A 22,759-nucleotide genomic window follows, 5' to 3' on the forward strand; every position below is an offset into this window, starting at 1 on the left:
CGCCGGGACCGGGCCGCAGCCGGGACCGGCGGGTCGACCGCGACCGGATCACGCCGGACGGCCCGGCAAAACGCCGCGGCGCGATCACGCCGTACGGCGTACCGCGACCAGGTAGTCGTCGAGCCGGGTGAGCACGAAGTGTTCCTCGTCGATCAGCCGCGTCGGCACGAGCAGTTCCCGGCGGTCGGTACCCCACGGGAAGGCGTCGTCGTAGGTGACGTAGCGCAGCTGGTCACCGTCGACCCGCAGCACGATCGCGTCGATCCGGTCGTACGGGTTGTCCGCGATCCGGCGGGCGAACTTCGCCGGGGTGGCCACGGCGGCGCTGTCTTCGAGGAAGTCGAGCCGGTCGTGGTAGCGAGCGGTCGGATGGGAGTAGTTGGCGTTCCACTGGACGAACCCGTAGTAGGGGTAGAAGGCGTACAGGTCGGGTCGGTCCGACCAGACGGTGGCATTGCCGTCGCCGGCGTACGTCGCTTCGATGGCGTCCCGGATGGCGTCCGTCGACGGGGTGACCGGTTCGGCGTCCGGGTCGTGAAACGGCGGCAGGGTCCCGTCGGGCAGCGTCTGGTTGTGCGCGGCCCGGGTCAGCGGATCGTCGACCACGGCGGTGACGAAGTGGTCGGTGGCGAAGATCGCCAATCCCAGCGCACCGACGGCGGCGACCCGCCAGACCCGGTCCGCCGGCAGCCGGCGCACGGCGTAGCCCACCAGCCGTACCAGGGCGAACGCCGCCGCCGAGACCAGCACCAGCGGGACCAGCGTCTTCATCCGGAACGCCATCACCGGCCGGTCGACCACCGCCAGCAGATAGCCGACGGCGTGCCAGACGTACAGCGAGGCGGTCACGATCAGCAACGCCCGGGACAGCGGCTCCCTGGCCGTCCACACCAGATAGACCAGGCCGGTCAGGCAGAGCGCGCCGACGATGGTCGGCGCCAACATGGGCAGGGCCAGGTCACCGGAGTGCCAGGTCATCCAGCGGTTGTTCAGCGAGTGGAACTGCTCGGCGGTGAGGAAGTCCCAGGCGAGTCGCGCCCAGAACGCGGCCGCGACGGCGGCGGCGACCGCCAGGACGGCCAACCCGCGACGGACCGCCCGCCAGCTGAACTCGCCGCGCCACCAGGCGAGGGCGTGCCAGATCACGAAGACGATCGGGAAGACAAAGAAATAGTAGTAGTAGACGACGAAGATCAGCCCGCCGATCAGGCCGGCGACCAGCGGATGGTGTGGCCGGACCCCTCGGCGGCGGACGTCGTGGATCGCGTCGAGCCACCACGGCACCATCGCCACCTGCACGAGCCAGCCGTACGGTTCGGTGAGGTCCGGCAGGATCAGCGGCACCGCCGAGATCAGCGCGGCGACGCGTGGGGTCACCAACCGGCGCCAGAACAGGTAACTGACCAGCGGGGTGGCGAAGGCGACGAGGATCGCGCCGACTTTGAGCATCATCCACGGCGGTACGGCGAACAGATCCGCCGCCCGGCCGAGGAGGAAGAAGAACCCGGGCGCGTAGTAGAACGGATGATCGCGGTAGGTGTAGTCGTCGCCGGTCCAGCCGTCGGCGAACCGGGTCACCGCGGCGGTGCGAAACGACTGGTCACCACCGATGCCCCGCAGATCGAACGGGGTGGCGTGCAGGGCCATCAGCATGGTGAAGGCGGCCAGGCCGCCGAACAGCGCCGGCAGCAGGTCGGCGTCCCAGGTCTGTCCACGACGGCGGGCCCACCACACGGCGGCCACCGCGACGACGGCCACCACCAGGGCGGCGACGTGCAGCCCGTACTCGGTGCGGGGCGAACGGGCGTGGGCCGAGCCGAGGATCGCGGCCGCGTAGAGGCCGAGCACGACGCAGCCGGAGGCGACGGCGAACAGCAGCGGCCGTACGGCGAGCAGCAGCCGGCGCGTGGTGGTGGTGCCGGTGGTGGTGGTGTCGGGTTCGGCGGCGGGGACGTCCGGTCGCCGTCGCGCCACATCCTGAGCCATCGCCGCTCCACATCCGACCGTGCCACATCCGACCGTGCCGAGACACCGCAATGTAGCCGACCGTCCCGAGGCGGCGGGTGGCCGGGCGGCGGCGTATCGTCGTGCGACGTGGCCGCCCTCGCCTTCTCGTACTGCTCGTACTGTGGTGCCGCCTACCCTGCCGACGCCGGCTGGCCCCGGGTGTGTGACCGCTGCGGCCAGTCGGTCTGGCGCAATCCGACCCCGGTCGCCGTGGCGGTCGTGCCGGTGTCGACGCCACAGGGGATCGGTGTGGTGGTGCAGCGCCGGGACATCGAACCGGCGCGCGGCGAGTTGGCGCTACCGGGCGGATTCATCGAGTTCGGCGAGGACTGGCGCGCCGGGGTGGTCCGCGAGCTGTGGGAGGAGACCGGGCTGACCGGGGTGGCCGACGAGGTCCGGCTCTACGACGTACGCAGTGCGCCGAGCGGCGGTACGGTGCTGATCTTCGGGCTGCTGCCGGTCCGGCCGATGGCGGGGCTGCCCGCGTCGGTCGCCACCGACGAGGCCACCGAGTGGTTGGTGGTCACCGAGCCGGTGCGGTTGGCGTTCTCCACCCACACCGAGACGCTGGCCGGGTTCCTCGCCGAGGCGCCGCCGTCGAGCTGACGGTCGGGCGGGCGCGCCGGCCCCGGCGCCGCACGATCCGGGCCATCGTACGGGTGCTGGCGATCGGTACGCTGTCGAGCGTGAGCGATGTTCCTGACCGGCTGCCTCCGGGTGAGCTGCGGGCTTCCGACGCCGACCGGGAGCAGGTGGCGGAGGTGCTCCGAGCCGCCGCCGCCGAGGGCCGCATCGAGTTGCCGGAGCTCGACGACCGGTTGGGACGGGTGTACGCGGCCCGGACCTACGCCGAGTTGGAGCCGCTGACCCGCGACATTCCCCGGGCGGTGGGCGATGCCGTGGCCCGCCGTACCGGTCACGATCTGGATCGGCCCCGTCCGCCGCGGTGGGGCTTCGGGGTGCTGAGTGGATTCGACCGTCGGGGCCGCTGGGTCGCCCCGCGTTCGTTCCAGGCGGTCGCGTTCTGGGGCGGCGGCAAGATCGACCTGCGGGAGGCGCAGCTCGACGGCAACGTCATCCGCGTCCGGGCGCTGGCGGTGATGGGCGGGATCGAGATCGTGGTGCCCGACGACGCCGACGTGTCGATCACCGGCGTCGGCCTGATGGGCGGCTTCGATCAGCGGGCCAGCGGTCTCGGTAGCCCGGGTGGGCCGCGCATCACGATCACCGGTTTCGCGTTGTGGGGCGGGGTGTCGGTCAGGCGTCGGGGTCGGCCGCGACGCTGATCGCCGCGATGAGCAGGCCGTCGCTGGCGAGCCAGCGGCCGGAGAATCCGGTCAACGGTCGGTCGCCGGGCAGGACCGGACCGTCGACCAGCAGCTTCGCGGTGAAGCCACCGGTCTGCGGATCCATTTCGACGTACGCCTCCTCGAAGCCCAGCCAGCGTTGCGCCAACGGGTACCAGGCTTTGTAGACCGCTTCCTTGGCGCAGAACAGCAGCCGGTCCCAGCGGACCTGAGGATGGCTGGCCAGGTGCGCCTCGATCCAGCCGGTCTCGTCGGGCAGGGCGATGCTGTTCAGCACTCCGCTGGGCAGCGGTTCGTGCGGTTCGGCGTCGATGCCCACTGTGGCCAGGTCGGTCGACCGGGCCACCACGGCGGCCCGGTAGCCGGCGCAGTGGGTGATGCTGCCGACGACACCGTGCGGCCAGCGTGGTTCGCGGCGCGGACCGGAGGGCACCGCCGTGGCGGGGAAACCCAGTTCGGCCAGGGCTTCGTGGGCGCAGCGGCGGGCGGTGCCGAACTCGCGTCGGCGTTTGTCCACCGCCTTGTCGACCAGCGCCTGCTCCTCGGGGAACAGCGTGACCGGGACGCTGTCGTCGAACGCCTCCCGGGCGACCACTGTGTCCGGGAACAGTCGCTCGATCATGCCCATCTCCTCGTGTCGCCCGGCCGGCCGTCGGGACCCGGAATCTCCTCGGGACCCATCATGTCACCGCGTCCGCCGCCGGCGTCGCGACCGTCGTGGACGTGTCAACCGACCGGTCCGGGCGTACGCAACAGCGGGGCGAGCCGGATCCGGTCCCCCAGCCGCATGTGATCCACGTACAGCCGGCCGGCCAGGTGATCGATCTCGTGGGCGACGTCGCGAGCCCGGCGCCCGGTGTAGGTCTGTCGGCGCGGCGCGCCGTCCAGCCCCTGGTAGACGACGTCGATCGTCGCCGGCCGGGTGAGTTCGCCACGGACGTCGAAGTAGCTGAGGCAGCCCTCGAAGTCGCGGGTCTCCCCCGCACTGCCCACGATCCGCGGATTGACCAGGAAGAACGTCTCGGCGTCGCCAGGCCGGATCAGCACCACCTGGGCGTCGACGCCGATCTGTGGTGCGGCGAGACCCATGGTGTCGGTGAAGTGATGCAGGCGAGCCACCCGGTCGGCGACCCGGCCGAGCTGGTCGGCGATCCGTCGGGCGCGCGCCGGGGCGTCCGGTTGCCTGAAGTCCACCGGCGTGGCCGGGGTGGTCAGGGCGTCGCTGCCGTCGTCGTGCTGGAGCACGCCGGCGGCCGACAGCCGGGTGGTCGGCCAGCTGTCGAAGGTCCATTGGGTACGGTATCGGGCCTGCGACGCGGGTGCGGTCACCTCCCAGGTGTGGCGTGACCTGCCGGCCAGGTGGGTGGAGTCGATCCGCACCGGGGCGGCGACGTACTCACCCGGGCGCTGGGCGGGCGAGAAGTACCGCACCTGGACGCCGTCCGGTGCGAGCAGGTGCTCGGGAAAGTCGAGCGTCACCCGTAGTCGCTGGGTGCGATGTTTGACGGCCCGTTGAAACCAGTCGCCCCAGTTGTCCTGACTGACCCGGTACTCGTATTCGATCCACACCTGTCGGCCGGGGCGGAGGGGACGCTCCACGCCGTCGATGCCGACGAACTGCAGCCAGCGCTCGATCACCGAGTTGGTCGCGGCATTCTTGGTGGACCGCAAGGGGGTCTGCCGGTCCAGCCCGAGCCAGGCGCGGAGCTCCAGATCGTCGAAGCGCAGCGGATGCCGCAGATGGTAGAGCTCGGACAGTCGGGCAAAGGCAGGGAATCGGTTGACGTGGACCCGTACCAGGTAGCCGAAGATGTCACCGGCGCCGATGTTGCGGATCAGACGCTGTTGGTTGAGCGTGTAGAACCCGTCGTCGTAGCGGAGCGTGGCGAAGTCCTTGATCACTTCGATCTCGCCAGCGGGTGGGGCGGAATGCGTCCGCGCGGCCGACGCCGTCGACGGGACCTGGTCCTCGGCGTCTCGGATCGCGATCCACAGGGGCCGGAAGTCCTCCGGGTCGCCGCCGAGTGTCTCGACGACCAGCTCCAGCTGCCCCCACCGGGGGTTACGGACACACCGCAACACGGCATTGACGGTGGTGTGGCTGACCGCCCGTCCCAGTCGGGTGGCAAGCACTCGGGTGCTCGGTTCGCCGGCCTGCCGGTACAGCCGCTGGATCCGCCGCCGAAGCTCGGTGAGCAACTCCTCGACCGTCGCCCCACTGACGCGAGGTTCATCGTTCATGGTCGCTCCAGCATGCCGCGCGGGTGCACCACTGTAAAGGAGTGGACCATCACGCTGAGCCGCGTAAGCGGGTGTCAACTTTGGTAAGCAGCCGTACGCTTCCGTCAGATCTTGTGATAAGGCGTAACGCCCCGGAAAGGCCCTCCGTTCGACTCGCAGGCTGGTAGGTGTCGAACCACCGCCGATCCGGAAAGGGCGATCCCGATGCTCGAAGTCGCGATTACCACTGTGGTTCCGGGTGGAATTCTCATGGAGGGTTATTCAGGCGTGTACATCGCCGCAGGTCAAGCTTATGCTCGACGTTAGCCTGAATAACCCTCATGACTCTCGGCGCCGTCTACCTCTGGTCGGGGGACGAAGACCGTCGAGCGCGGGCCCGGCATCTGTTGGAGCTGATCTTCCGCCAGTGACTGTCGTATGAGCGACAACGACACCGGCGTCGACATCGACGTCGCGTGGTGCCGACGCCGTACCGGCGTCGGCACCACGCACGTCGGGTGCTCACTGGCGCAGCTGAGCCTTCAATCCTGCCCCGTAGCGGGTAGGTCGCCCCTGGTAGTCCCGGATCAGCGGCGGGACGTCGGCGTACCCGTCGGTGTGCCACACCGACCCGAGATAGCCCAGCCGGCGCGTGTCCAACCAGTCGATCACCCGGTCGGTGAAGCGGTGGCCGCCGGTGTCCTCGCTGACCTCGGTGGCGACCAACGGGACCTCGGCCGCCACCGGGCCGACCTGGGCGGCCCAACACGCCGGGGTGGCGCAGCTCGACCGGTTGTCGACCCGCCAGGCGGCGGCGATCTTGCGTCCGTCGGGGTCGGCGGGCCGGTACGTCGACCAGCCGCTGAGGTCGTTCGCCCCGTCCAGACCGCCGGCCAGGAGCACGTTGAAGCCGCCGTAGGTCCGGATGCGGCGGATCAGCTCCTGGGTCCCGTACTCCGGCCACCCCAGCTCCCGGCACCCGGAACCGTCCCGCCAGCAGCTCCAGGCCACCGCCGGGTCGATGTCGCCGACCGCCGGAAAGTGCTCGCCGTACAGGTCGAACAGGACCCTGTTGTCGCTACCGAGTTCGCGGGCGACGTCTGCCCAGAAGCTCCGCGGGTCTCCGGTCTGCGGCCCGCGCGGCGCGATGATCGGCGTGATGCCGTGGTCGGCGAGCCGGTGCGCGTACCCGGTGATCTCCGCGCGGTAGGCCGCGCCACGGTACGGCGACGGCTCCATCGCCCCGTCCAGCCAACACCGGTCGTCGACCAGGATCCGTACGGCGTCGACCCGCCACCTCGTCATCGCCGCGACGGAGGCGTCGTCGACCGGGCCGTCCCAGATCCCGGTGCCGGCGACGCATAGCGCCTCGGCACCGGCGCGCACCACCCCCCGCAGCCGGTACGGCCGGGTCGGATCGTCGAGGGCGACGATCTGGTTGCCGGACACGGTCAACGCCGGCGCTGTCCCGGGCGGCGTCGCGGGGATCACCCGGATCCCGCGTACCTCGGCTCTGTCCCACCCCCCGGCGTCGTCGTATGCCGTCGCCGCGATCCGCAGCACGTCGGTCGGCGTGGCGTCGTTCCAGCTGAACTCGTACGGCGCGGTGGTGTCGGTGTGCAGCAGGGTCCCGCCGGCGCGGAACTCCACCCGGGCGATCCGCCGACCCGGTGCGGCGGTCGCCCGCGCGGCGATCAGAACGGGTGTCACCACCGAGAAAACCTCGTTCGGCTGCGGCGAGGTCACGGCGACGGTCGGCCGGAGCGGATCCCCCGGCGACGGTGACGGCGACACGACGGGCGGCGTCGGGCTGGCGGTCGGATCCTCGGCGTTGCAGCGCAGTCCGTTGAACAGGAACTCGGTGGGTTGGGCGTTGCGGTCGCCCTGGTAGTGGCCGCCGAGGACGACGTGCACCGTACCGCCGGTGGGCAGCTCTGGCGCGGTCTCGGTGGCGGAGAGGATCACCGGCCCGAAGACGATGTTCATCCGCACGCCGGCCGGCAACACCGACAGGCCGTAGTTCATCTGCTGTCCGGCGGGCATCCGGAACTCCAGCGCCCAGTCGGACAGCGGCGCGCCGAGGTTGGTCAGGGTCAGGTCGGCGAGGAATCCGTTGGACCACTCCCGGGTCAGCTGGTAGTCGACGGTACAGGCCGGCGCCGCGTACGCCGGTCGGTGTGTCGGCGCCAGGGCGACGGCCGCCGTCACGGCGGCCACCGTCGCCAGGGCTACCGCCGTGGCCACGGCCCTGGCCGCGACAGCACGTCGACGTCTCATCTTCATTCCCCCGAAACATAGATGGACATAAGTCTCAAGGTTTCACCATCGACCCCTGTGGACCCGGTTGTCAAGGTGGCCGGTCCACGGCTGACGCATCGTCCACCGAGTGGCCGGGCCGGGCCGGTCGCGCGTCGGCGACGGGTCCGACCAGCAGGCCACGTATGGTTACCGGGGCTTCCGGAGCCCGCCGGACGAGGAAGGACGCGCCGATGACACCGCAGGGCCGCCGATGACCGCGCCCGACCACACGTCGCCCACCGCGTCCGACCACACGTCGCCCACCGCGTCCGGGCACGCGTTCTGGCTCCGGGCTCCCGGCCACGGCGAGATCCGCCCGGTCGATGTCGGTCCTCCCGGCCCCGACGAGGTGTCGGTCCGCACCCTGTTCACCGGCGTCAGCCGGGGCACCGAGACGCTGGTCTTCCGGGGCGAGGTCCCGGCCAGCCAGTACGCGGCCATGCGCGCTCCGTTCCAGCAGGGCGACTTCCCCGCTCCCGTCACGTACGGCTACCTCAACGTCGGCGAGGTCGAGCAGGGACCGGCCGAGCTGGTCGGGCGGACCGTCTTCTGCCTCTATCCGCACCACACCCGCTACGTGGTGCCGGTCGACGCGGTCACCGTCGTCCCGGACGCCGTACCGCCGGCCCGAGCCGTCCTGGCCGGCACGGTGGAGACCGCGGTCAACGCCCTCTGGGACGCCGCTCCCCTGGTCGGCGACCGGATCGCCGTCGTCGGTGCCGGCATGGTCGGCTGCGCGGTCGCCGCGCTGGCCGCCGGCCTGCCCGGCGTACGGGTGCAGTTGGTCGACGTCGACCCCGCGCGGGCGACCGTCGCGGCGGCGCTCGGCGTCGACTTCGCCGGCCCGGACCACGCCGCCGGCGAGTGCGACCTGGTGTTCCACGCCAGTGCCAGCTCCGCCGGTCTGACCCGGTCGCTGGAGTTGCTCGCCGTCGAGGGCACCGTGGTCGACCTCAGCTGGTACGGCGACCGTCCGGTCACCGTACCGCTCGGCGAGCACTTCCACTCCCGCCGGCTGACCGTCCGCAGCAGCCAGGTGGGCCGGGTGTCACCGGCGCGGCGGGGCCGGCGCGGGTACGCCGAGCGCCTGGCCGTCGCCCTGGACCTGCTCGCCGATCCGAGATACGACGCCCTGCTGACCGGCGAATGCGACTTCGCCGAACTGCCCGACGTGCTGCCCCGACTCGCCAGCGGCGAACTGCCCGCCCTGTGCCACCTGGTCCGTTATCCCGCCGCCGGAGGATGAACATGTTCAGCGTCACCGTCCGCGATCACATCATGGTCGCCCACAGCTTCACCGGGGACGTGTTCGGCCCCGCGCAGCGGCTGCACGGAGCGACGTTCGTGGTCGACGCGACCTTCCGCCGCACCGAACTCGACGCCGACAACATCGTCGTCGACATCGGCCTCGCCGGCGAGCAGCTCAAAGCCGTACTGGCGGATCTGAACTACCGCAACCTCGACGACGAGCCGGCGTTCGCCGGGGTGAACACCTCGACCGAGGCCCTGGCCAGGGTGATCGCCGACCGGCTGGCCGACCGGGTGCACGCCGGTGACCTGGGCGACGGGGCGCGAGGGCTCGCCGGGATCAGCGTCACCCTGCACGAGTCGCACGTCGCCTGGGCCAGCTACGAACGGACCGTGTAGTCGATGGTCTGTGTGGTCCTGCCCGGCGACGTCGACGACCCGACCGCCCCGAGCGGCGGCAACGTCTACGACCGGCAGCTCTGTCACGAGCTGCGCGCCGCCGGCTGGCCGGTACGCGAGATCGTGCTGCCCGGCGGCTGGCCGCGACCCGGGCCGGCCGACCGCCAGGCCCTCGCCGCCGCGCTGGCCGACCTGCCGGACGCCACGGTCGTGCTGCTCGACGGCCTCGTCGCCTGCGGAGTCCCCGAGGTGGTCACGCCGCACGCCGGCCGGCTGCGGCTGGGGATCCTGGTCCACCTGCCGCTGGCCGACGAGACCGGACTGACCCCGGCCGTCGCCGCCGCCCGCGACGCGGCCGAACGCGCGACCCTGCGGGCCGCCGACGCGGTGATCGCCACCAGCGGCTGGACCGCCCGGCGGCTGGTGGAGCATCACGGACTCGACGAGCGGCGGACCCTGGTCGCGCGGCCGGGAGTCGCACCCGCTCCGCTGGCCGCCGGCACGGCCGATGGCGGTCGGTTGCTGTGCGTGGCCGCAGTAACCCCCCGTAAGGCGCACGACGTACTGGTGGAGGCTCTCGCCACGGTCGCCGACCTGGCCTGGGAATGTGTCTGCGTCGGCGCGCTCGACCGGTCCGGCGGACAGGTGGCCCGGGTACGGTCGCTGCTGACCGACCATCGCCTGCACGGGCGGGTCCGGCTAGTCGGGCCCCGGGGCGGGGCGGAGCTGGCCCGGTCGTACGCCGACGCCGATCTGCTGATCCTCCCGTCGCACGCCGAAACGTACGGCATGGTGATAACCGAGGCACTCGCGCACGGGCTGCCGGTGCTGGCGACCGAGGTGGGCGGCGTACCGGAGGCGCTCGGCCGGGCCGCCGACGGCACCCGGCCGGGAATCCTGGTGCCGCCGGGCGACCCGCCGGCCCTCGGCGCGGCGCTGCGGGGCTGGCTCACCGACACCGGGCAGCGGACCCGGTTGCGGTCCGCCGCCGTCGACCGCCGGGCCGGGCTGTCCGGTTGGGCGAGCACCGCCGGCAGGATCGCCGAGGTGCTGGCCCGACTCCGCTGACCGCGCCCGGAGCCCGGCGACCGGCCGTGGGACCGACCAGGTAACTCAGGCAGCGTCGACCGGTCAGGTCGCGCCGCTGCCCCGAGCAGGCCGGCAACGCCGCTTCAGACCAGTCAGGACACGCCGTTTCGACCAGTCAGGTAACACCGCTTCGACCAGGGAGGTCATCGTGGAGACGATCGAGTCGGCCGGGTACAGCCCGGCCTGGCTGGGCCTACGGGAGCCGGCCGACGCGCAGGCCCGGGCGAGTGGGCTGGTGGCCGAGCTACGCCGGCTGTTCGCCACCGCCGAACGCACCGAGATACACGATCTGGGCTGCGGCACCGGCTCGATGGGCCGATGGCTCGCACCGCAGCTGCCCGGGGCGCAGCACTGGATGCTGCACGACCGCGACCTGCGGCTGTTGGAGCACGCCCAGGCCAGAATGGCACCGGCCGCCGGTGACGGCGCGCCGGTCACCGCCACCACCCGGCGCGGGGACGTCACCGCGTTGACCCCGGCCGACCTGGCCGGAGCCGGCCTCATCACCGCTTCCGCGCTGCTGGATCTGCTGACCCGCGAGGAGGTCGACGCCCTCGCGACGACCTGCCTGGCGGTGGGCTGCCCGGCGCTGCTGACCCTGACCGTGGTCGGGCAGGTCGAGTTCAGCCCGGCCGACCCACTCGACCAGGAGATGGTCGAGGCGTTCAACGACCATCAGCGGCGACACGCGGCCGGGCGACGGCTGCTGGGACCCGACGCGGTCGCGGTCGCCACCGAGGCGTTCACCCGGCGCGGCGCGACGGTGCTGGTCCGGCCCAGCCCGTGGCAGCTCGGTCCGGACCAGGCGGAACTCACCACCGGGTGGCTGGCCGGCTGGATCGACGCGGCGTACGAGCAGCGTCCGGAACTCGCCGACCGGCCGGGACGCTACCGGGAACGCCGCCTGGCCGCGGCGAACGCCGGTGAGCTGCGGGTCACCGTCGACCACCGTGACCTGCTGGTGCTGCCGGGTTGAACCAGCCGGCTGACCCGCACGTATCACTTCGCGACACTCATCGAGGGGGTTCGACATGTACAGGGCGCAATGCCCACCGTCCACCACAGCGGCTGGCCGTGGGACGCGGTGAGGGCCCGGATATGGCAGTGGGGGCGGCTGCTCGCCGGGGTGGCGATCCTGGTCCTGTTGGCCTGGCGGCTCGGCACCGGCGCGTTTCTCGACGGTCTGCGGGTGATCGACGCGGGGACGCTGCTCGTCGCGCTGGGGATCGGCCTACTGACCACCGTCTGCAGCGCGGCCCGGTGGTGTCTGGTCGCCCGTGGGCTGGGCATCGCGCTGCCGTTGGGGACGGCGGTCGCCGACTACTACCGGGCGTTGTTTCTCAACGCGGCGCTGCCGGGTGGGGTGCTCGGCGACGTGCACCGGGCGGTCCGGCACGGCCGTGAAGTGCGCGACGTCGGACGCGGCGTGCGGGCCGTCGTGTTGGAACGGACCGCCGGTCAGGTGGTGCTGTTCGGGGTCGCGACGGCGGTGCTGCTGACCCTGCCCGTACCGATCCCGCCGGGTTTCGCGGCGATGGCCGAGACGGCGGCCGTCGCGGGCGCGCTGGTGGCGATGGCCATGGTGGTGACCGTCGCCGTCGTGACGGTGGTACGCCGCAGCAGCCCCGGCGCGCGGTCCGGCCCGTCCTGGTGGACGCGGGCCGTCCGGCGAACCCGCTGCGACCTGCGGTCCGGGCTGCTCGCCCGAGGCACCTGGCCCGGCGTGACGCTGCTGTCGGTGGTGGTGCTCGGTGGTCACCTGGCGACCTTCCTGGTGGCCGCGCGGGCGGCAGGCTCGTCGGCCCCGATCGGTCAGCTCGTGCCGTTGATGGTGCTGGCCCTGCTGGCGATGGCGGTGCCGCTCAACGTCGGCGGCTGGGGACCCCGGGAGGGCGTCACCGCCTGGGCGTTCGGCGCCGCCGGTCTCGGTGCCGGTCTGGGGCTGACCGTGGCGGTCGTCTACGGGTTGCTCGCGCTGACCGCGAGCCTGCCCGGAGCCGCCGTACTGGCCGTACGCGGGCTGCGGCAGACCCGCGCCGACCGTGTCGAACGGCCAGCACCACCGGTGCTTCCGCTGGACCCGCTACCAGACGTCGGAGCCGAGCTGGACCGGGAACTCCCACTGCTGGACCAGCGGTGGCGGCCTCAGCCGGTGGCCTGAGTGGGCGGCCGAAGCGTCCCTGGCCAGCTAGCCCAGCTCGAAACGCCGCGACAGGGCATAGCGCAGCAGGGCGACGTCACCGATCTGGCGTACCTCGGCGAGCCGCGCCCGCCGGTCTGCGTGCCAGGGGAAGCACCCGTCCCCGACGAACCGTGGAGCGCGGGAGTCGCCGACGAAGAACGGCGCGACCACCAGGTGCAGTTCGTCGACCAGACCGGCGGTGAGGAACTGGGTGTGCATCCGTTCCCCGCCTTCGACCATCAGTCGGCGTACCCCACGGTCGTACAGGTCGCCGACCACCCTGGTCAGGTCCACCGGGTCGCCGCAGTCGACCACGGTCGCCACCGCGCCGAGCCGGTGGCGGGCCGAGGCCAGGGTGGGGCTCGCGCAGTAGACCAGTTTGTCGATCTCGCCGAGAGTGAAGAAGCGGGCGGCCGGGTCCAGTTCGCCTCGACCGGTCACGGTCACCTTGATCGGGGTCGGCCCCTCACCACGGGCCATCCGCTGTCGCCGCCGGTCGGCGGACCGTACCAGCAGCCGCGGATCGTCGGATCGGATCGTGCCGGCCCCGACCAGGATGGCGTCGCATTCGGCGCGTACGGCGTCGACCCGGTCGAAGTCGGCCTCGTTGGAGAGCAGCAGCCGCTGCCCGCTCGCGTTGTCCAGATAACCGTCGATCGACATGCCGCAGCTGAGCAGGACGTACGGTCGCTCAACCACTGATGGCACCTCCTCGTCGATCGAAAGATAGCCTGCTGGTGAGGCCGGCACACATTTTGCCCGTACCGTCCCCACGCAGACCTTCGGCCGCGTCGACGTCGACCGGCCGGATGTCCCACCACCGATAGGAAGTACCGATGCTCGAACCGCCGATCCACGTCCCCGCCAACGGTAAGCTGGTCACCCGCGACGGGATCGATCCCGCGCCGGTGGCCGCGATCCGCCGGCAGGTGACGGTGCCTCTGCGGTTCGCCGACGGGTACGCCACCACGGCCCGGGTCTTCACCTTCGACGGCCTCGCCGACCAGCGCGAACACCTCGCCATCGGGCTGGGCAACTGGCGTCGTGCGTTGGACCGGGAGGCCAGCGGCGGCGAGCCGCCGCTGGTCCGTCCGCACAGTGAGTGTCTCACCGGTGACGCCTTCGGTAGCCAGCGCTGCGACTGCGGGCCGCAGCTACGCGAGGCGGTGGAGCGGATCGCCGGCGTCGGCGGCTTCCTGCTCTACCTGCGTCAGGAGGGTCGGGGCATCGGGCTGTACGCCAAGCTCGACGCGTACGCCCTGCAGGACGCCGGCCTGGACACCTTCGAGGCCAATCTGGCGCTCGGGCGGGGCGAGGACGAGCGCGACTACACGGTCGCCGCGCAGATGCTGATCGCCCTCGGGGTACGCCGGGTGGCGCTGCTGACCAACAACCCGGACAAGGCCGAGCAGCTCGACCGGCTCGGGGTACGGGTCAGCGAGCAGATCCGCACCGGGGTGCACGTGTCGGCGGCCAACGTGCGGTATCTGGCGGCGAAGGCCAACCACGCGGCGCACACGATCGACCTGTCGGTGCCCGACTGACGATTACGCCCTCACCTCGGCGTGTTCACGATAACATCGACGCATGTCATGCTGCACGGACCCAGCCGACGCTGCCACGCAGGTTGAGGAAGCTGGCCTGGTGAACGGCGACGGCACCGCCGCCCACCAGGCCGGTCCGCCCGATCGATCGATCGATCGATCGACTACCGTCAGCCGATCTGACAGATCGTGCCGTTGAGCCGGAACTCGGCCGGCCTGGGGTTGCTACCGCTGTAGGTGGCCTGGAAACCGAAGCTGACCGTACCGTTCTGCGGCAGGTTGCCGTTCCACGCCGCGTTGCGCGCGGTGACGTCGCGCCCGGACTGGCTGATCTGGGTGTTCCAGCCGTTGGTGATCTGCTGGTTGCCGGCGAACGTCCAGGTCAGCGTCCAGCTGGTCAGTGACGGCCCCCGGTTGGTGATCCGGACCTCGGCGGTGAACCCGTTCCCCCACTGGTTGACCTGCCAGGAGACTCCGCAGCTGGTCGCCGGGGGCGGCGTGGTGGAGGGCGGCGTGGTCGGAGGCGGAGTGGTCGGAGGTGCCGTGGTCGGTGGCGCGGTCGTGGGCGGCGCGGTCGTGGGCGGCGCGGTCGTCGGGGGCGGCGTGGCGTCCCGGGGCGGGAAGCGCAGGACCCGGTCGTCGTTCGCCGCCGGGGTGCCGCGACCGTCCCGGTTGCTGGTGGTGACCCAGAGCCAGCCGTCGGGACCGTACTCGACCGTGCGCAGCCGGCCGTAGCTGCCGACCAGCTCAGCGGTGGGAGTGCCCACACCGCCGGAACCGTTCAGCGGTACGTTCCACAGCCGGTTGCCGCGCAACGCCGCGACGTACAGTCGGTTGCCAGCGATGGCCGCGCCGCTCGGCGAGGCCTCGGCCGGGGTCCAGACCAGCAGCGGATCCCGGAACCGGGGGTCGTTGGCCCGGCCCTCGACGGTCGGCCAGCCGTAGTTGGCTCCGGCGACGATCAGGTTGATCTCGTCCCAGGTGTTCTGCCCGAACTCGGTGGCGTAGAGGCGACCCTGCGCGTCCCAGGCCAGTCCCTGCACATGGCGGTGGCCGAGGCTGTAGACCAGCGAACCGGAGAACGGGTTGTCCGACGGGACGCCGCCGTCCGGACGCATCCGCAGGATTTTGCCGTTGCGGCTCTGCGGGTTCTGCGCCGACGAGGTCTGCCCGGCGTCGCCGACTCCCGCGTAGAGCATGCCGTCCGGGCCGAACGCGATCCGCCCGCCGTTGTGGATGGAGGCGCGGGCCAGTCCGGTGAGGATGGGTTGCTGGTCCTGCGGGTTGGTGAGCCGGAAGCGGGCAATCCGGTTGTCGGTCGCGGTGGTGAAATAGACGTAGACGTAGCCGTCCTGGGCGTAGGTCGGCGAAACGGCCAGGCCGAGCAGGCCTCCCTCGCTGACCGGGGTGATCCCGGAGATCTGGGCGACCGGGACCGGCTGCTGGCCGGGCCGGACCTGGACCACCTGGCCGGTGCTGCGCTGGGCGACCAGCGCGCTGCCGTCGGGGAGGAAGTCCATCCCCCAGGGCACCTGCAGACCGGTGGCCACCACCTCGGGGCGGGAGAAGTCGAACTCGCCGAGGGCCAGCGTACCGATGTCACTGTCGGGTCGGACGGTGACCGGCGCGGCACCGGCGACGGTCGCGGCACCGACGCCGACCGCGACGAGGCCCACGGCGAGCGTGGCGCCGACCAGGGCACGGATCTTCATGACGCACACCTCCGAGAAAACGATATCCGTCAATGTATCAGGCCAAGGTGACGGACACCGGGACGGTGCGCGGCGCGACGGTGGTACGGGCGACGACGGGTGGGATCAACCCGTCAACGGCTGGCCAGCAGCTCGGCGAGCGCGTCGGCGAACGCGAACGGATGCGTCACGTACCCGACGTGGCCGCCCGGGAAGTGCACGATCTCGCTGCCGGTGCGCTGGGCCAGCACCTCGTTCGGCCGATACGGGAACGCCTCCCGCGAGTCGACGCCCCCGGCGAGCACCATCCGGTCGCCGGCCGCGACCAAGGCGGCCAGGTCGAGTTCGGTCGCCGGATAGCCGCGCAGCTCGTGCTCCAGCCAGAACAGGTGGTTGCGGCGCAACCGCTCCAACAGCTCGTCGAGTTCGGCCGGCGGCAGGGCGGTCTCCGGCGGCATCCGGGTGGTGATCGTCATCCCCATGCCGGCCCGGAAAGCGGCGGCGGCGGCCTTCGGCCCTTCCCGCCGGTAGATGTCGTACACCTCCTGGTAGAAGGCGTACCAGTGGTCCGCGTCCGGCATCACCGACACCAGCGGCGGCTCGTGCGCCACCACCACCCGAACCGACTCCGGACACCGGGTCAGCGTGGCGAGGGCGACGATCGCCCCCGAACTGCCACCGAAGACGTCCGCCGGCCCGCCACCGACGTGCGCGATCAGCCGCCGGGCATCGTCGACATCGTCGGCGAACCGCCGCCCGCTGTCGACCGGGCCCTCGATCGCGCTACGGGAAAAGCCGCGCCGGTCGTACGTGACCACCTGATGCCGGTCGGACAGCAACGCCGCCAACGGCGCGTACGGTGTGCAGTCGCCGTTACCGGTCGGGATCAGCAGCAGCGTGGGTCCGCTGCCGCGAACCTCGAAGTAGAGTCGGGCACCGGGCACCGCGAGGGTCCCGGTACGCACCGGGACCGACCGCCAGTCCACCGTCGAGGAAGGACGCATCCGGTCAGCGTCCCACGGCGAGCCGGTCGCGGACACAGTCACGCACCGCGCGTACCGTGTGCTCGACGTCGGCGTCGGACAGCGACTGGTGCATCGGCAGCAGCAGGGTCCGGGCCGCCGCCTGCTCGGCGTTGGGCAGCTTGGCGTCCGAGCCGAACGCCGGCACCTGGTGCAGCAACGGATACCGGAACGTCGTGTAGATGCCCCGGTCGTACAGGTCACGGGCGATCTCGTCGCGGATGCCGCCGTCGAACTGCAGCCAGTACATGTAGTACGAGGTTTCGTGGCCGGCCGGCAGCGGCGGCGGGCAGTGGATGCCTTCGATGCCGGACAGCTCGCTGTCGTAATAGCGGGCCACCTGCGCCCGCCGCTCGATGAACTCGTCGAGCCGGCTCAGCTGCACCAGCCCGACCGCGGCGAGCACGTCGTTGGTCACCGACCGCCGGGAGAACGACGATACGTCAAAATCCCACCACCGGGTACGGGTCTGCAACGCGTGGTCGTAGCCGCTGCGCTGCTCCAGCCCGAAGTAGGCGAGCTTGGGCGCTCGGGCGGCGAGTTCCGGATCGCGGACGTAGAGCATGCCGCCGTCGACCGTCACCACGATCTTGCCGTGGTCGAAGCTCCAGACGCCCATGTCGCCGAACGTGCCGCAGGCCTTGCCGTCCACTCGGGAGGTGACGGCGACGGCGGCGTCCTCGATGAGCAGCAGACCACGGTCGCGGCACAGTTCGGCGATCTGGGCCACCTCGCCCGGATATCCGCCGTAGTGCAGAATGATGACGGCCTTGGTCTGCGGCGTCAGTACGGCCTCGATGTCGGCGACCGTCGGGTTCAGGGTGTGCGGGTCCACGTCGCAGAAGACCGGCCGGGCGCCGCGCGAGGCGACCGCGTTGCCGGCACCGACGAAGCTGACCGTCGGCATCACCACCTCGTCACCCGGACCGAGACCGGCCAACTCCAGCGCGAGGAAGGTCGCCTCCGTACAGGAATTCACCGCCGTCACGTGCTCGCTGCCGACGCCGATGTGCCGGGCGAACTCCGCCTCGAACCGGTCGGCGCGCGGTCCCCGGCCGATCCAGTTGCTTTCGAAGACCTCCCGTACGGCGGCCAACTCACGCTCGCCCAGGGACGGTTGAAAGACGTTGATCATGTCAGCCACGCGCACTCCCTCATCGCCTGAGCCATCATCATCACCGCGCCTGCGGACCGGTCACACCTTCCCGGTTGCGATGATGAACAGCGCCGATGCCGGCGTCATTGCCGACGGGCCGGACGGCGTCGACGCCGGCGAGGCAGCAGGATGGAAGAAGCGGTAAGGTCCGGCCGGCCCATACGCTGCGGCCATGACGTCGTGCCGGATCTGCGGCGGCCCGGTCCAGGAGATCCTCGACCTTGGACGGCAGCCCTCAGCGAACAAGTTCCTGCTCCCCAGTGAGGTCGAGCAGGAATTCCTGTTCCGCCTGGCGATCGGCGCGTGCGCCGACTGCACGATGGTCCAGTTGCTGGAGGACGTACCGCAGGAGCTGCGCTACCACAGCGCCTACCGCTACCTGGCGTCCGGCTCGGCCAGCCACCGCAAACACTTCGAGCAGGACGCCCGGCGGTTCCTGGAAACCGAACTGACCGGTCCGGACGCGTTCATCGTCGAAATCGGCTGCAACGACGGGGTGATGCTGGAGACGATCGCCCAGGCCGGCGTACGGCATCTGGGGGTCGAACCGGCCAGCGCGGTCGCCGAGATCGCCCGGGGCAAGGGCATCGACGTCGTCACGACGTTCTTCGACGCCGATACCGCCGCCGACATCCGCGCCGCACACGGCCCGGCGCAGGTGGTGTTCGGCGCCAACACCATCTGCCACATCAGCCACCAGGAGTCGCTGTTCCGGGGCCTGGACACGCTGCTCGGCCCGGACGGGGTGTTCGTCTTCGAAGAGCCCTACCTGGAGACCATCTTCGGCGCGTTGGCGTTCGACCAGATCTACGACGAACACGTCTTCTACTTCAGCGCCCGGTCCGTGCAGGCGATGGCCGCCCGGTTCGGCTTCGAACTGGTCGACGTCGAAGAGGTGCCGTTGCACGGCGGCGAGATCCGCTACACCATCGCCCGGCCGGGGCGACGCCGGCCGACCGAGGCCGTGCACCAGCTGCTGGCCCGCGAACAGGAGATCGGGCTCGCCGAGCCGGAGACGTACGCCCGGTTCGGGATGACCGTGGCCCAGGTCCGCAGCGACCTGCTGACGCTGCTGCACGAGATCCGCGACAGTGGACGGACCGTGGTCGGCTACGGCGCGCCGGCCAAGGCCGCGACCGTGACGAACTACTGCGGCATCGGCCCGGACTTGGTGCCCTTCACCTGTGACTCCACGCCCGCCAAGCAGAATCTGTTGCTGCCCGGCACCCACCTGCCGGTGCTGCCACCGGAGGAGTTCCACAAGGCCGCGCCGGACTTCGCGCTGCTGTTCGCGTGGAACCACGCCGAGGAGATCATGGCCAAGGAGCGGGCGTTCCGCGAGCGCGGCGGCAAGTGGATCCGCTACGTGCCACAGGTACGCATCAGCTGAACCGCAGCGGTGGAGGCAGATCGATCCGGTCGCAGCGGATCAGCGCGTTTGGTCGTCGTGTTGAGCAAGCCGGTCGCGGAGCAGGGCGTGTCGGAACTGGTAGACGCCGCCAGCTTGGCGTAGCACGCCCCGCCGATGGGCGTCGGCAAGGAACGCCATGATCGGCCAGGGTAGTTCGTTTCGAATACACCACCACAATCGCGCAACTTGAAAAGCACCCCATGCGTTCAGCACGAGCCCGCCCACGAGCCCGAGCACGAACCCAAACACCAGCCCGCCCACGAGCCCGGACACGAGCCCTCCCACGAGCCCTCCCACGAACCCAAACGCCAGCCCAAACGTCAGCCCAAGCCAGAGGCCGATCCAAATCGCGCCAGCCAGCGATCGACGCCGGTCGTCGTAGAGGAGTGCAAGCGGATCCGATGCCGTGTCGGCGTCGCTGCTGTCGAAGAGGGTGGTGAACTCCCTGCTGAGCTCGTATAAGAGCCCGACCACGAGCCCGCCCACGAACCCAAACACGAGCCCGGACACCAGCCCCGACACGAGCCCTCCCAAGAGCCCCGACACGCCGCCGAACAAGAGCCCTCCCACGAACCCAAACACGAGCCCGGACACCAGCCCGACCACGAGCACGGATCCGATCCGACGAAACAACGGCCGGTTCGACCGTCGCCAGCGAAGCTCTCGTCGAGACAGAGTCGCGCGCCCGCCCTCGAGCCCGCCCTCGAACCCGAACACCAGCCCGAACACCAGCCCGACCACCAGCCCGACCAACAGCCCGACCAACAGCCCCGCCACGAGCCCCGCCACGAGCCCCGCCACGAGCCCCGCCACGAGCCCCGCCACAAACTCGAAGACGAGTCGGATGGGACGGGGAAGGGCATGGACGAGTTCCCACCAGGCGACGTCCTGGGTGTTGTGGCGGTGCATGTGGTTGGCGAGGTTGCGGAGGTATCGGTGAGCGTCTGCGCGCCGCCAGGTTCGGCCGGTGGGGTCTGGTTCGGGTGGGTCGGGGTAGGCGGCGGGGATGAGCCGGTCGAGGAGGTAGGCGTGGACGGTGTCGGTGTCGGGCAGGTCGAGGAGTCTGGCGGGTTGGTTGTCGGGTTGGTCGGGGTCGGTGTGGGTGATGCGGGCGAGGTCGATCCACAAGGGCGCGTTGAGGGCGGCGGCCAGCCGGCCACCATGCTGCGTCGTATCGAGGTCGAATGCCGCTGCCCAGTCGTCGGGTCGGCTGGTGGTCTGTTGCAGGTGCGCACGTACGACGTCGGCGGGGATCGCTGCGAGTTCCAAGACCGCTGCGGCGGCCATCGTGGTGCCGGGCAGATCGGTGAGGGTGTCGAGATACTCGGTGGTGCGGCTGGTCAGCACGAGTGGCTGGTCAGGGTCGAAGGTGTTGCTGATCGCTCGGATGGCGCGCGCCCGACGAGGCGCGGGCATCTCGTCGAGGCCGTCGAGCAGCGGGAGCAGCTGCCCGGTCGTAATGGAGCCCTGGTAGCCGTACTCGGTGGCGAGCTGGCTGGAGATCCATTGTTCGAGGGTCTGCTCGTCGGGGTTCCAGGTCGGCAGGCGCAGCAGCACCGGCACTGGGTCTTCTGCGGTGCGGGTCTGGAGGAGTCGCAGGGCTTCGCGTAGTAGCAGTGAGGTCTTGCCCGCGCCGGGCTCGCCGAGGATGACGACCCGGCCGCGCAGCCGCTGGTCAGTCAGGACGCTGTGCAGGGCGTCGGGGTGGCCCAGGTCGAGGTGACCGTCAAGGTTCAGCGGAGCCGGGTCGCCGTCACTACGGATGTTGCTCCAGCGGTCGGCGATCGGCGGGCCGATCGTGGTCCAGGCCACCGGCAGGGGATGTGGATTGGCCAACCGGCGACGGCGTAGCTCCGGACGCCATGTCCGCTCGACCGCAGCCGCGAGTCCGTCCAATGCCGCTGGATTCGAATGCCCGCCAGGAGCATCGGCGTGGCCACCAGCAGACCGAAGCCCTCGGACCGCCAGGACGAACCCGAGGAAGCCAAACGTACCCCCGATGACGCTGAATACCTTGTCGAGCCCTTCCAGCACATCATTGTCGTGAAAGGAGTGAGCTATCCCAACAAGCACCACACCCAGCGCGACAAGCCCTGCACCCCACGCAACGCGCCGGCCTCGGCCGCCAACCCGCTTGCCCACCACCGCCACACCATACTGACCGTGACCTGACCTCACACTAATCACGGTGCTGTCGGACAGTTGACCTTCATTGGTCCCGGCGGGAACTGCTCTCTTGTGGATCTGCGACCTCGAAGGCGCAGCCCCAGGAGAGGGTGAGGCCAGCCCCACTGTGACCGTAGTTGTGGATCATCCTGGCGGCGCCGAGTCGCTGTTCTTCGACCCGGACGTGTGGGCGGGTAGGACGAAGGCCGACACGGTGCTCGATGACCCGGACACCGCGCAGGCGCGGTTCGACTTCGGCGCAGCGGCCAAGGATCGCGGCTGCGGTCTCAAGGTCGGGTTCTCGACTCCACTCGCCGGGCTGGGCGGTGCCGCCGAGGACCAATGTCTCGCCCTGCGGATAGATGTGTAGCAGGTCCGGTGAGAGCCCGGTGTCTTCGGAGAAGAACTCGGTGATGCCGGGGTTCTCGACCACGACGAGCTGTCCACGGACCGGTGTCAGGTCGAGATCGGGTACGAGGTCACGTGCGCCCATCCCGGCGCAGTTGACGATCATCGGTGCGACACCAATGGTTTCGTCCAGTGTGCTGAGCCGGCGGATCACGATCTGGCCGCCGACCGCCGCCAGCCGCTGTCGCAGATAGCCGAGGTAGATCGGCATGTCGACCAGCGGCGCGGTGTAGCGCCAGCCAGTGGCAAAGCCGTGCGGTAGCTCGCTCGGCTCGCACATCCGGAACCCGTCGAGCTGGGCACCCCAGGGTGGCGGTGGGGCGGGGGTGCGTGATGCCTCGATCCCGGCGACCAGCCGTACGCCGGTCGTCGGGTCGGTGGCGAGTCGACGCAGCACGTCGAGCGTCTTGGCGCTCCAGGCGCGGACCCGCTCGACGGGCTGGACCAGATACGGACCCCACATCGCTCCGGCGGCGTACGAGGTGGTCCGCTCGGGTGGCTCAGCGGCCCAGATCGTGACCCGCAGACCGGCCTCGGCGAGGCAGATCGCGGTGGTGAGACCGGTGACGCCGGCACCGATTACCAGGGCGTCGAGATCGGTGCGGGTCATC

20 protein-coding genes are annotated in these 22,759 nt (G+C 70.8%); 10 read left to right on the plus strand and 10 right to left on the minus strand.

What is annotated here, in order from left to right:
- Positions 1-84: 84 nt before the first annotated feature.
- On the minus strand, positions 85-1,986 hold the full coding sequence (locus tag O7632_RS22670; RefSeq protein ID WP_278117029.1) for an arabinofuranosyltransferase: 1,902 nt from the start codon (positions 1,984-1,986) through the stop codon (positions 85-87).
- A 108-nt stretch (positions 1,987-2,094) separates the two neighbouring features.
- Between O7632_RS22670 and O7632_RS22675 the strand changes: the two genes are divergently transcribed.
- Both O7632_RS22675 and O7632_RS22680 read left to right on the plus strand, forming a co-directional pair.
- The gene (locus O7632_RS22675) at positions 2,095-2,613 is read left to right on the plus strand and encodes an NUDIX domain-containing protein (protein WP_278117031.1); all 519 of its coding nucleotides are present in this window, start codon (positions 2,095-2,097) and stop codon (positions 2,611-2,613) included.
- Positions 2,614-2,693: 80 nt separating this feature from the next.
- The gene (locus O7632_RS22680; protein WP_278117033.1) at positions 2,694-3,293 is read left to right on the plus strand and encodes a DUF1707 domain-containing protein; all 600 of its coding nucleotides are present in this window, start codon (positions 2,694-2,696) and stop codon (positions 3,291-3,293) included.
- Here the strand turns inward: O7632_RS22680 and O7632_RS22685 are convergent.
- The 3 genes from O7632_RS22685 to O7632_RS22695 all read right to left on the minus strand — a co-directional run bounded on the left by O7632_RS22685 (position 3,265) and on the right by O7632_RS22695 (position 7,811).
- A complete protein-coding gene (locus tag O7632_RS22685) occupies positions 3,265-3,936 on the minus strand; it encodes a 4'-phosphopantetheinyl transferase superfamily protein (protein ID WP_278117035.1) in 672 nt (223 codons plus the stop codon). The genes O7632_RS22680 and O7632_RS22685 overlap by 29 nt on opposite strands.
- 104 nt (positions 3,937-4,040) lie before the next feature.
- Positions 4,041-5,555 (minus strand): peptide deformylase, encoded by a 1,515-nt coding sequence (locus O7632_RS22690; protein ID WP_278117037.1) that lies wholly within the window; start codon positions 5,553-5,555, stop codon positions 4,041-4,043.
- Positions 5,556-6,056: 501 nt separating this feature from the next.
- Complete coding sequence (locus O7632_RS22695; protein WP_278117038.1) at positions 6,057-7,811, minus strand: Ig-like domain-containing protein; 1,755 nt, start codon at positions 7,809-7,811, stop codon at positions 6,057-6,059.
- 232 nt (positions 7,812-8,043) lie between these two features.
- On the opposite strand from O7632_RS22695, the gene O7632_RS22700 reads away from it, so the two are divergent.
- From O7632_RS22700 to O7632_RS22720, 5 genes are all read left to right on the plus strand, one after another.
- The gene (locus tag O7632_RS22700) at positions 8,044-9,078 is read left to right on the plus strand and encodes a zinc-binding alcohol dehydrogenase (protein ID WP_278117040.1); all 1,035 of its coding nucleotides are present in this window, start codon (positions 8,044-8,046) and stop codon (positions 9,076-9,078) included.
- 2 nt (positions 9,079-9,080) lie between these two features.
- Positions 9,081-9,479: a 6-carboxytetrahydropterin synthase gene (locus O7632_RS22705; RefSeq protein ID WP_278117042.1), complete on the plus strand. Its 399-nt coding sequence runs from the start codon at positions 9,081-9,083 to the stop codon at positions 9,477-9,479.
- Between the two features lie 3 nt (positions 9,480-9,482).
- On the plus strand, positions 9,483-10,547 hold the full coding sequence (locus O7632_RS22710) for a glycosyltransferase family 4 protein (RefSeq protein ID WP_278117044.1): 1,065 nt from the start codon (positions 9,483-9,485) through the stop codon (positions 10,545-10,547).
- 169 nt (positions 10,548-10,716) lie between these two features.
- Positions 10,717-11,544, plus strand: a complete 828-nt coding sequence (locus tag O7632_RS22715; RefSeq protein WP_278117046.1) for a class I SAM-dependent methyltransferase — start codon at positions 10,717-10,719, stop codon at positions 11,542-11,544.
- A gap of 69 nt (positions 11,545-11,613) precedes the next feature.
- Positions 11,614-12,729: a lysylphosphatidylglycerol synthase transmembrane domain-containing protein gene (locus O7632_RS22720; RefSeq protein ID WP_278117048.1), complete on the plus strand. Its 1,116-nt coding sequence runs from the start codon at positions 11,614-11,616 to the stop codon at positions 12,727-12,729.
- Between the two features lie 27 nt (positions 12,730-12,756).
- Here the strand turns inward: O7632_RS22720 and O7632_RS22725 are convergent, their stop codons facing one another.
- Positions 12,757-13,449: a dihydrofolate reductase family protein gene (locus tag O7632_RS22725; RefSeq protein ID WP_278117049.1), complete on the minus strand. Its 693-nt coding sequence runs from the start codon at positions 13,447-13,449 to the stop codon at positions 12,757-12,759.
- Positions 13,450-13,586: 137 nt separating this feature from the next.
- Between O7632_RS22725 and ribA the strand changes: the two genes are divergently transcribed.
- Positions 13,587-14,294: a GTP cyclohydrolase II gene (ribA, locus tag O7632_RS22730; RefSeq protein ID WP_278117051.1), complete on the plus strand. Its 708-nt coding sequence runs from the start codon at positions 13,587-13,589 to the stop codon at positions 14,292-14,294.
- 170 nt (positions 14,295-14,464) lie between these two features.
- Here the strand turns inward: ribA and O7632_RS22735 are convergent, their stop codons facing one another.
- From O7632_RS22735 to O7632_RS22745, 3 genes are all read right to left on the minus strand, one after another.
- Complete coding sequence (locus O7632_RS22735; RefSeq protein ID WP_278117053.1) at positions 14,465-16,006, minus strand: PQQ-dependent sugar dehydrogenase; 1,542 nt, start codon at positions 16,004-16,006, stop codon at positions 14,465-14,467.
- A 113-nt stretch (positions 16,007-16,119) separates the two neighbouring features.
- Positions 16,120-16,989, minus strand: coding sequence for an alpha/beta hydrolase (locus tag O7632_RS22740; protein ID WP_278117055.1), 870 nt, complete (start codon positions 16,987-16,989; stop codon positions 16,120-16,122).
- Between the two features lie 4 nt (positions 16,990-16,993).
- Positions 16,994-18,151 (minus strand): DegT/DnrJ/EryC1/StrS family aminotransferase, encoded by a 1,158-nt coding sequence (locus O7632_RS22745; protein WP_278117056.1) that lies wholly within the window; start codon positions 18,149-18,151, stop codon positions 16,994-16,996.
- A 184-nt stretch (positions 18,152-18,335) separates the two neighbouring features.
- On the opposite strand from O7632_RS22745, the gene O7632_RS22750 reads away from it, so the two are divergent.
- Complete coding sequence (locus O7632_RS22750) at positions 18,336-19,553, plus strand: class I SAM-dependent methyltransferase (protein ID WP_278117058.1); 1,218 nt, start codon at positions 18,336-18,338, stop codon at positions 19,551-19,553.
- A 39-nt stretch (positions 19,554-19,592) separates the two neighbouring features.
- Here O7632_RS22750 and O7632_RS22755 read toward each other — a convergent pair whose 3' ends face one another.
- Positions 19,593-21,386, minus strand: a complete 1,794-nt coding sequence (locus tag O7632_RS22755; RefSeq protein ID WP_278117060.1) for an NACHT domain-containing protein — start codon at positions 21,384-21,386, stop codon at positions 19,593-19,595.
- A gap of 120 nt (positions 21,387-21,506) precedes the next feature.
- On the opposite strand from O7632_RS22755, the gene O7632_RS22760 reads away from it, so the two are divergent.
- Entirely contained in the window at positions 21,507-21,746 is a 240-nt protein-coding gene (locus O7632_RS22760; RefSeq protein WP_278117062.1) for a hypothetical protein, read from the plus strand.
- A gap of 37 nt (positions 21,747-21,783) precedes the next feature.
- Here the strand turns inward: O7632_RS22760 and O7632_RS22765 are convergent, their stop codons facing one another.
- Complete coding sequence (locus tag O7632_RS22765; protein ID WP_278117063.1) at positions 21,784-22,758, minus strand: FAD-dependent oxidoreductase; 975 nt, start codon at positions 22,756-22,758, stop codon at positions 21,784-21,786.
- Position 22,759 lies beyond the last annotated feature (1 nt).

Source organism: Solwaraspora sp. WMMD406 (genome assembly GCF_029626025.1).
Classification (GTDB): domain Bacteria; phylum Actinomycetota; class Actinomycetes; order Mycobacteriales; family Micromonosporaceae; genus Micromonospora_E.

Coding starts and splice junctions, on each gene's coding strand:
- ribA (WP_278117051.1), top strand. CDS start 13,587: ATGCTCGAACCGCCGATCCACGTCCCCGCCAACGGTAAGCTGGTCACC.
- O7632_RS22765 (WP_278117063.1), bottom strand. CDS start 22,758: ATGACCCGCACCGATCTCGACGCCCTGGTAATCGGTGCCGGCGTCACC.
- O7632_RS22685 (WP_278117035.1), bottom strand. CDS start 3,936: ATGATCGAGCGACTGTTCCCGGACACAGTGGTCGCCCGGGAGGCGTTC.
- O7632_RS22710 (WP_278117044.1), top strand. CDS start 9,483: ATGGTCTGTGTGGTCCTGCCCGGCGACGTCGACGACCCGACCGCCCCG.
- O7632_RS22720 (WP_278117048.1), top strand. CDS start 11,614: ATGCCCACCGTCCACCACAGCGGCTGGCCGTGGGACGCGGTGAGGGCC.
- O7632_RS22690 (WP_278117037.1), bottom strand. CDS start 5,555: ATGAACGATGAACCTCGCGTCAGTGGGGCGACGGTCGAGGAGTTGCTC.
- O7632_RS22700 (WP_278117040.1), top strand. CDS start 8,044: ATGACCGCGCCCGACCACACGTCGCCCACCGCGTCCGACCACACGTCG.
- O7632_RS22695 (WP_278117038.1), bottom strand. CDS start 7,811: ATGAGACGTCGACGTGCTGTCGCGGCCAGGGCCGTGGCCACGGCGGTA.
- O7632_RS22740 (WP_278117055.1), bottom strand. CDS start 16,989: ATGCGTCCTTCCTCGACGGTGGACTGGCGGTCGGTCCCGGTGCGTACC.
- O7632_RS22735 (WP_278117053.1), bottom strand. CDS start 16,006: ATGAAGATCCGTGCCCTGGTCGGCGCCACGCTCGCCGTGGGCCTCGTC.
- O7632_RS22705 (WP_278117042.1), top strand. CDS start 9,081: ATGTTCAGCGTCACCGTCCGCGATCACATCATGGTCGCCCACAGCTTC.
- O7632_RS22670 (WP_278117029.1), bottom strand. CDS start 1,986: ATGGCTCAGGATGTGGCGCGACGGCGACCGGACGTCCCCGCCGCCGAA.
- O7632_RS22750 (WP_278117058.1), top strand. CDS start 18,336: ATGACGTCGTGCCGGATCTGCGGCGGCCCGGTCCAGGAGATCCTCGAC.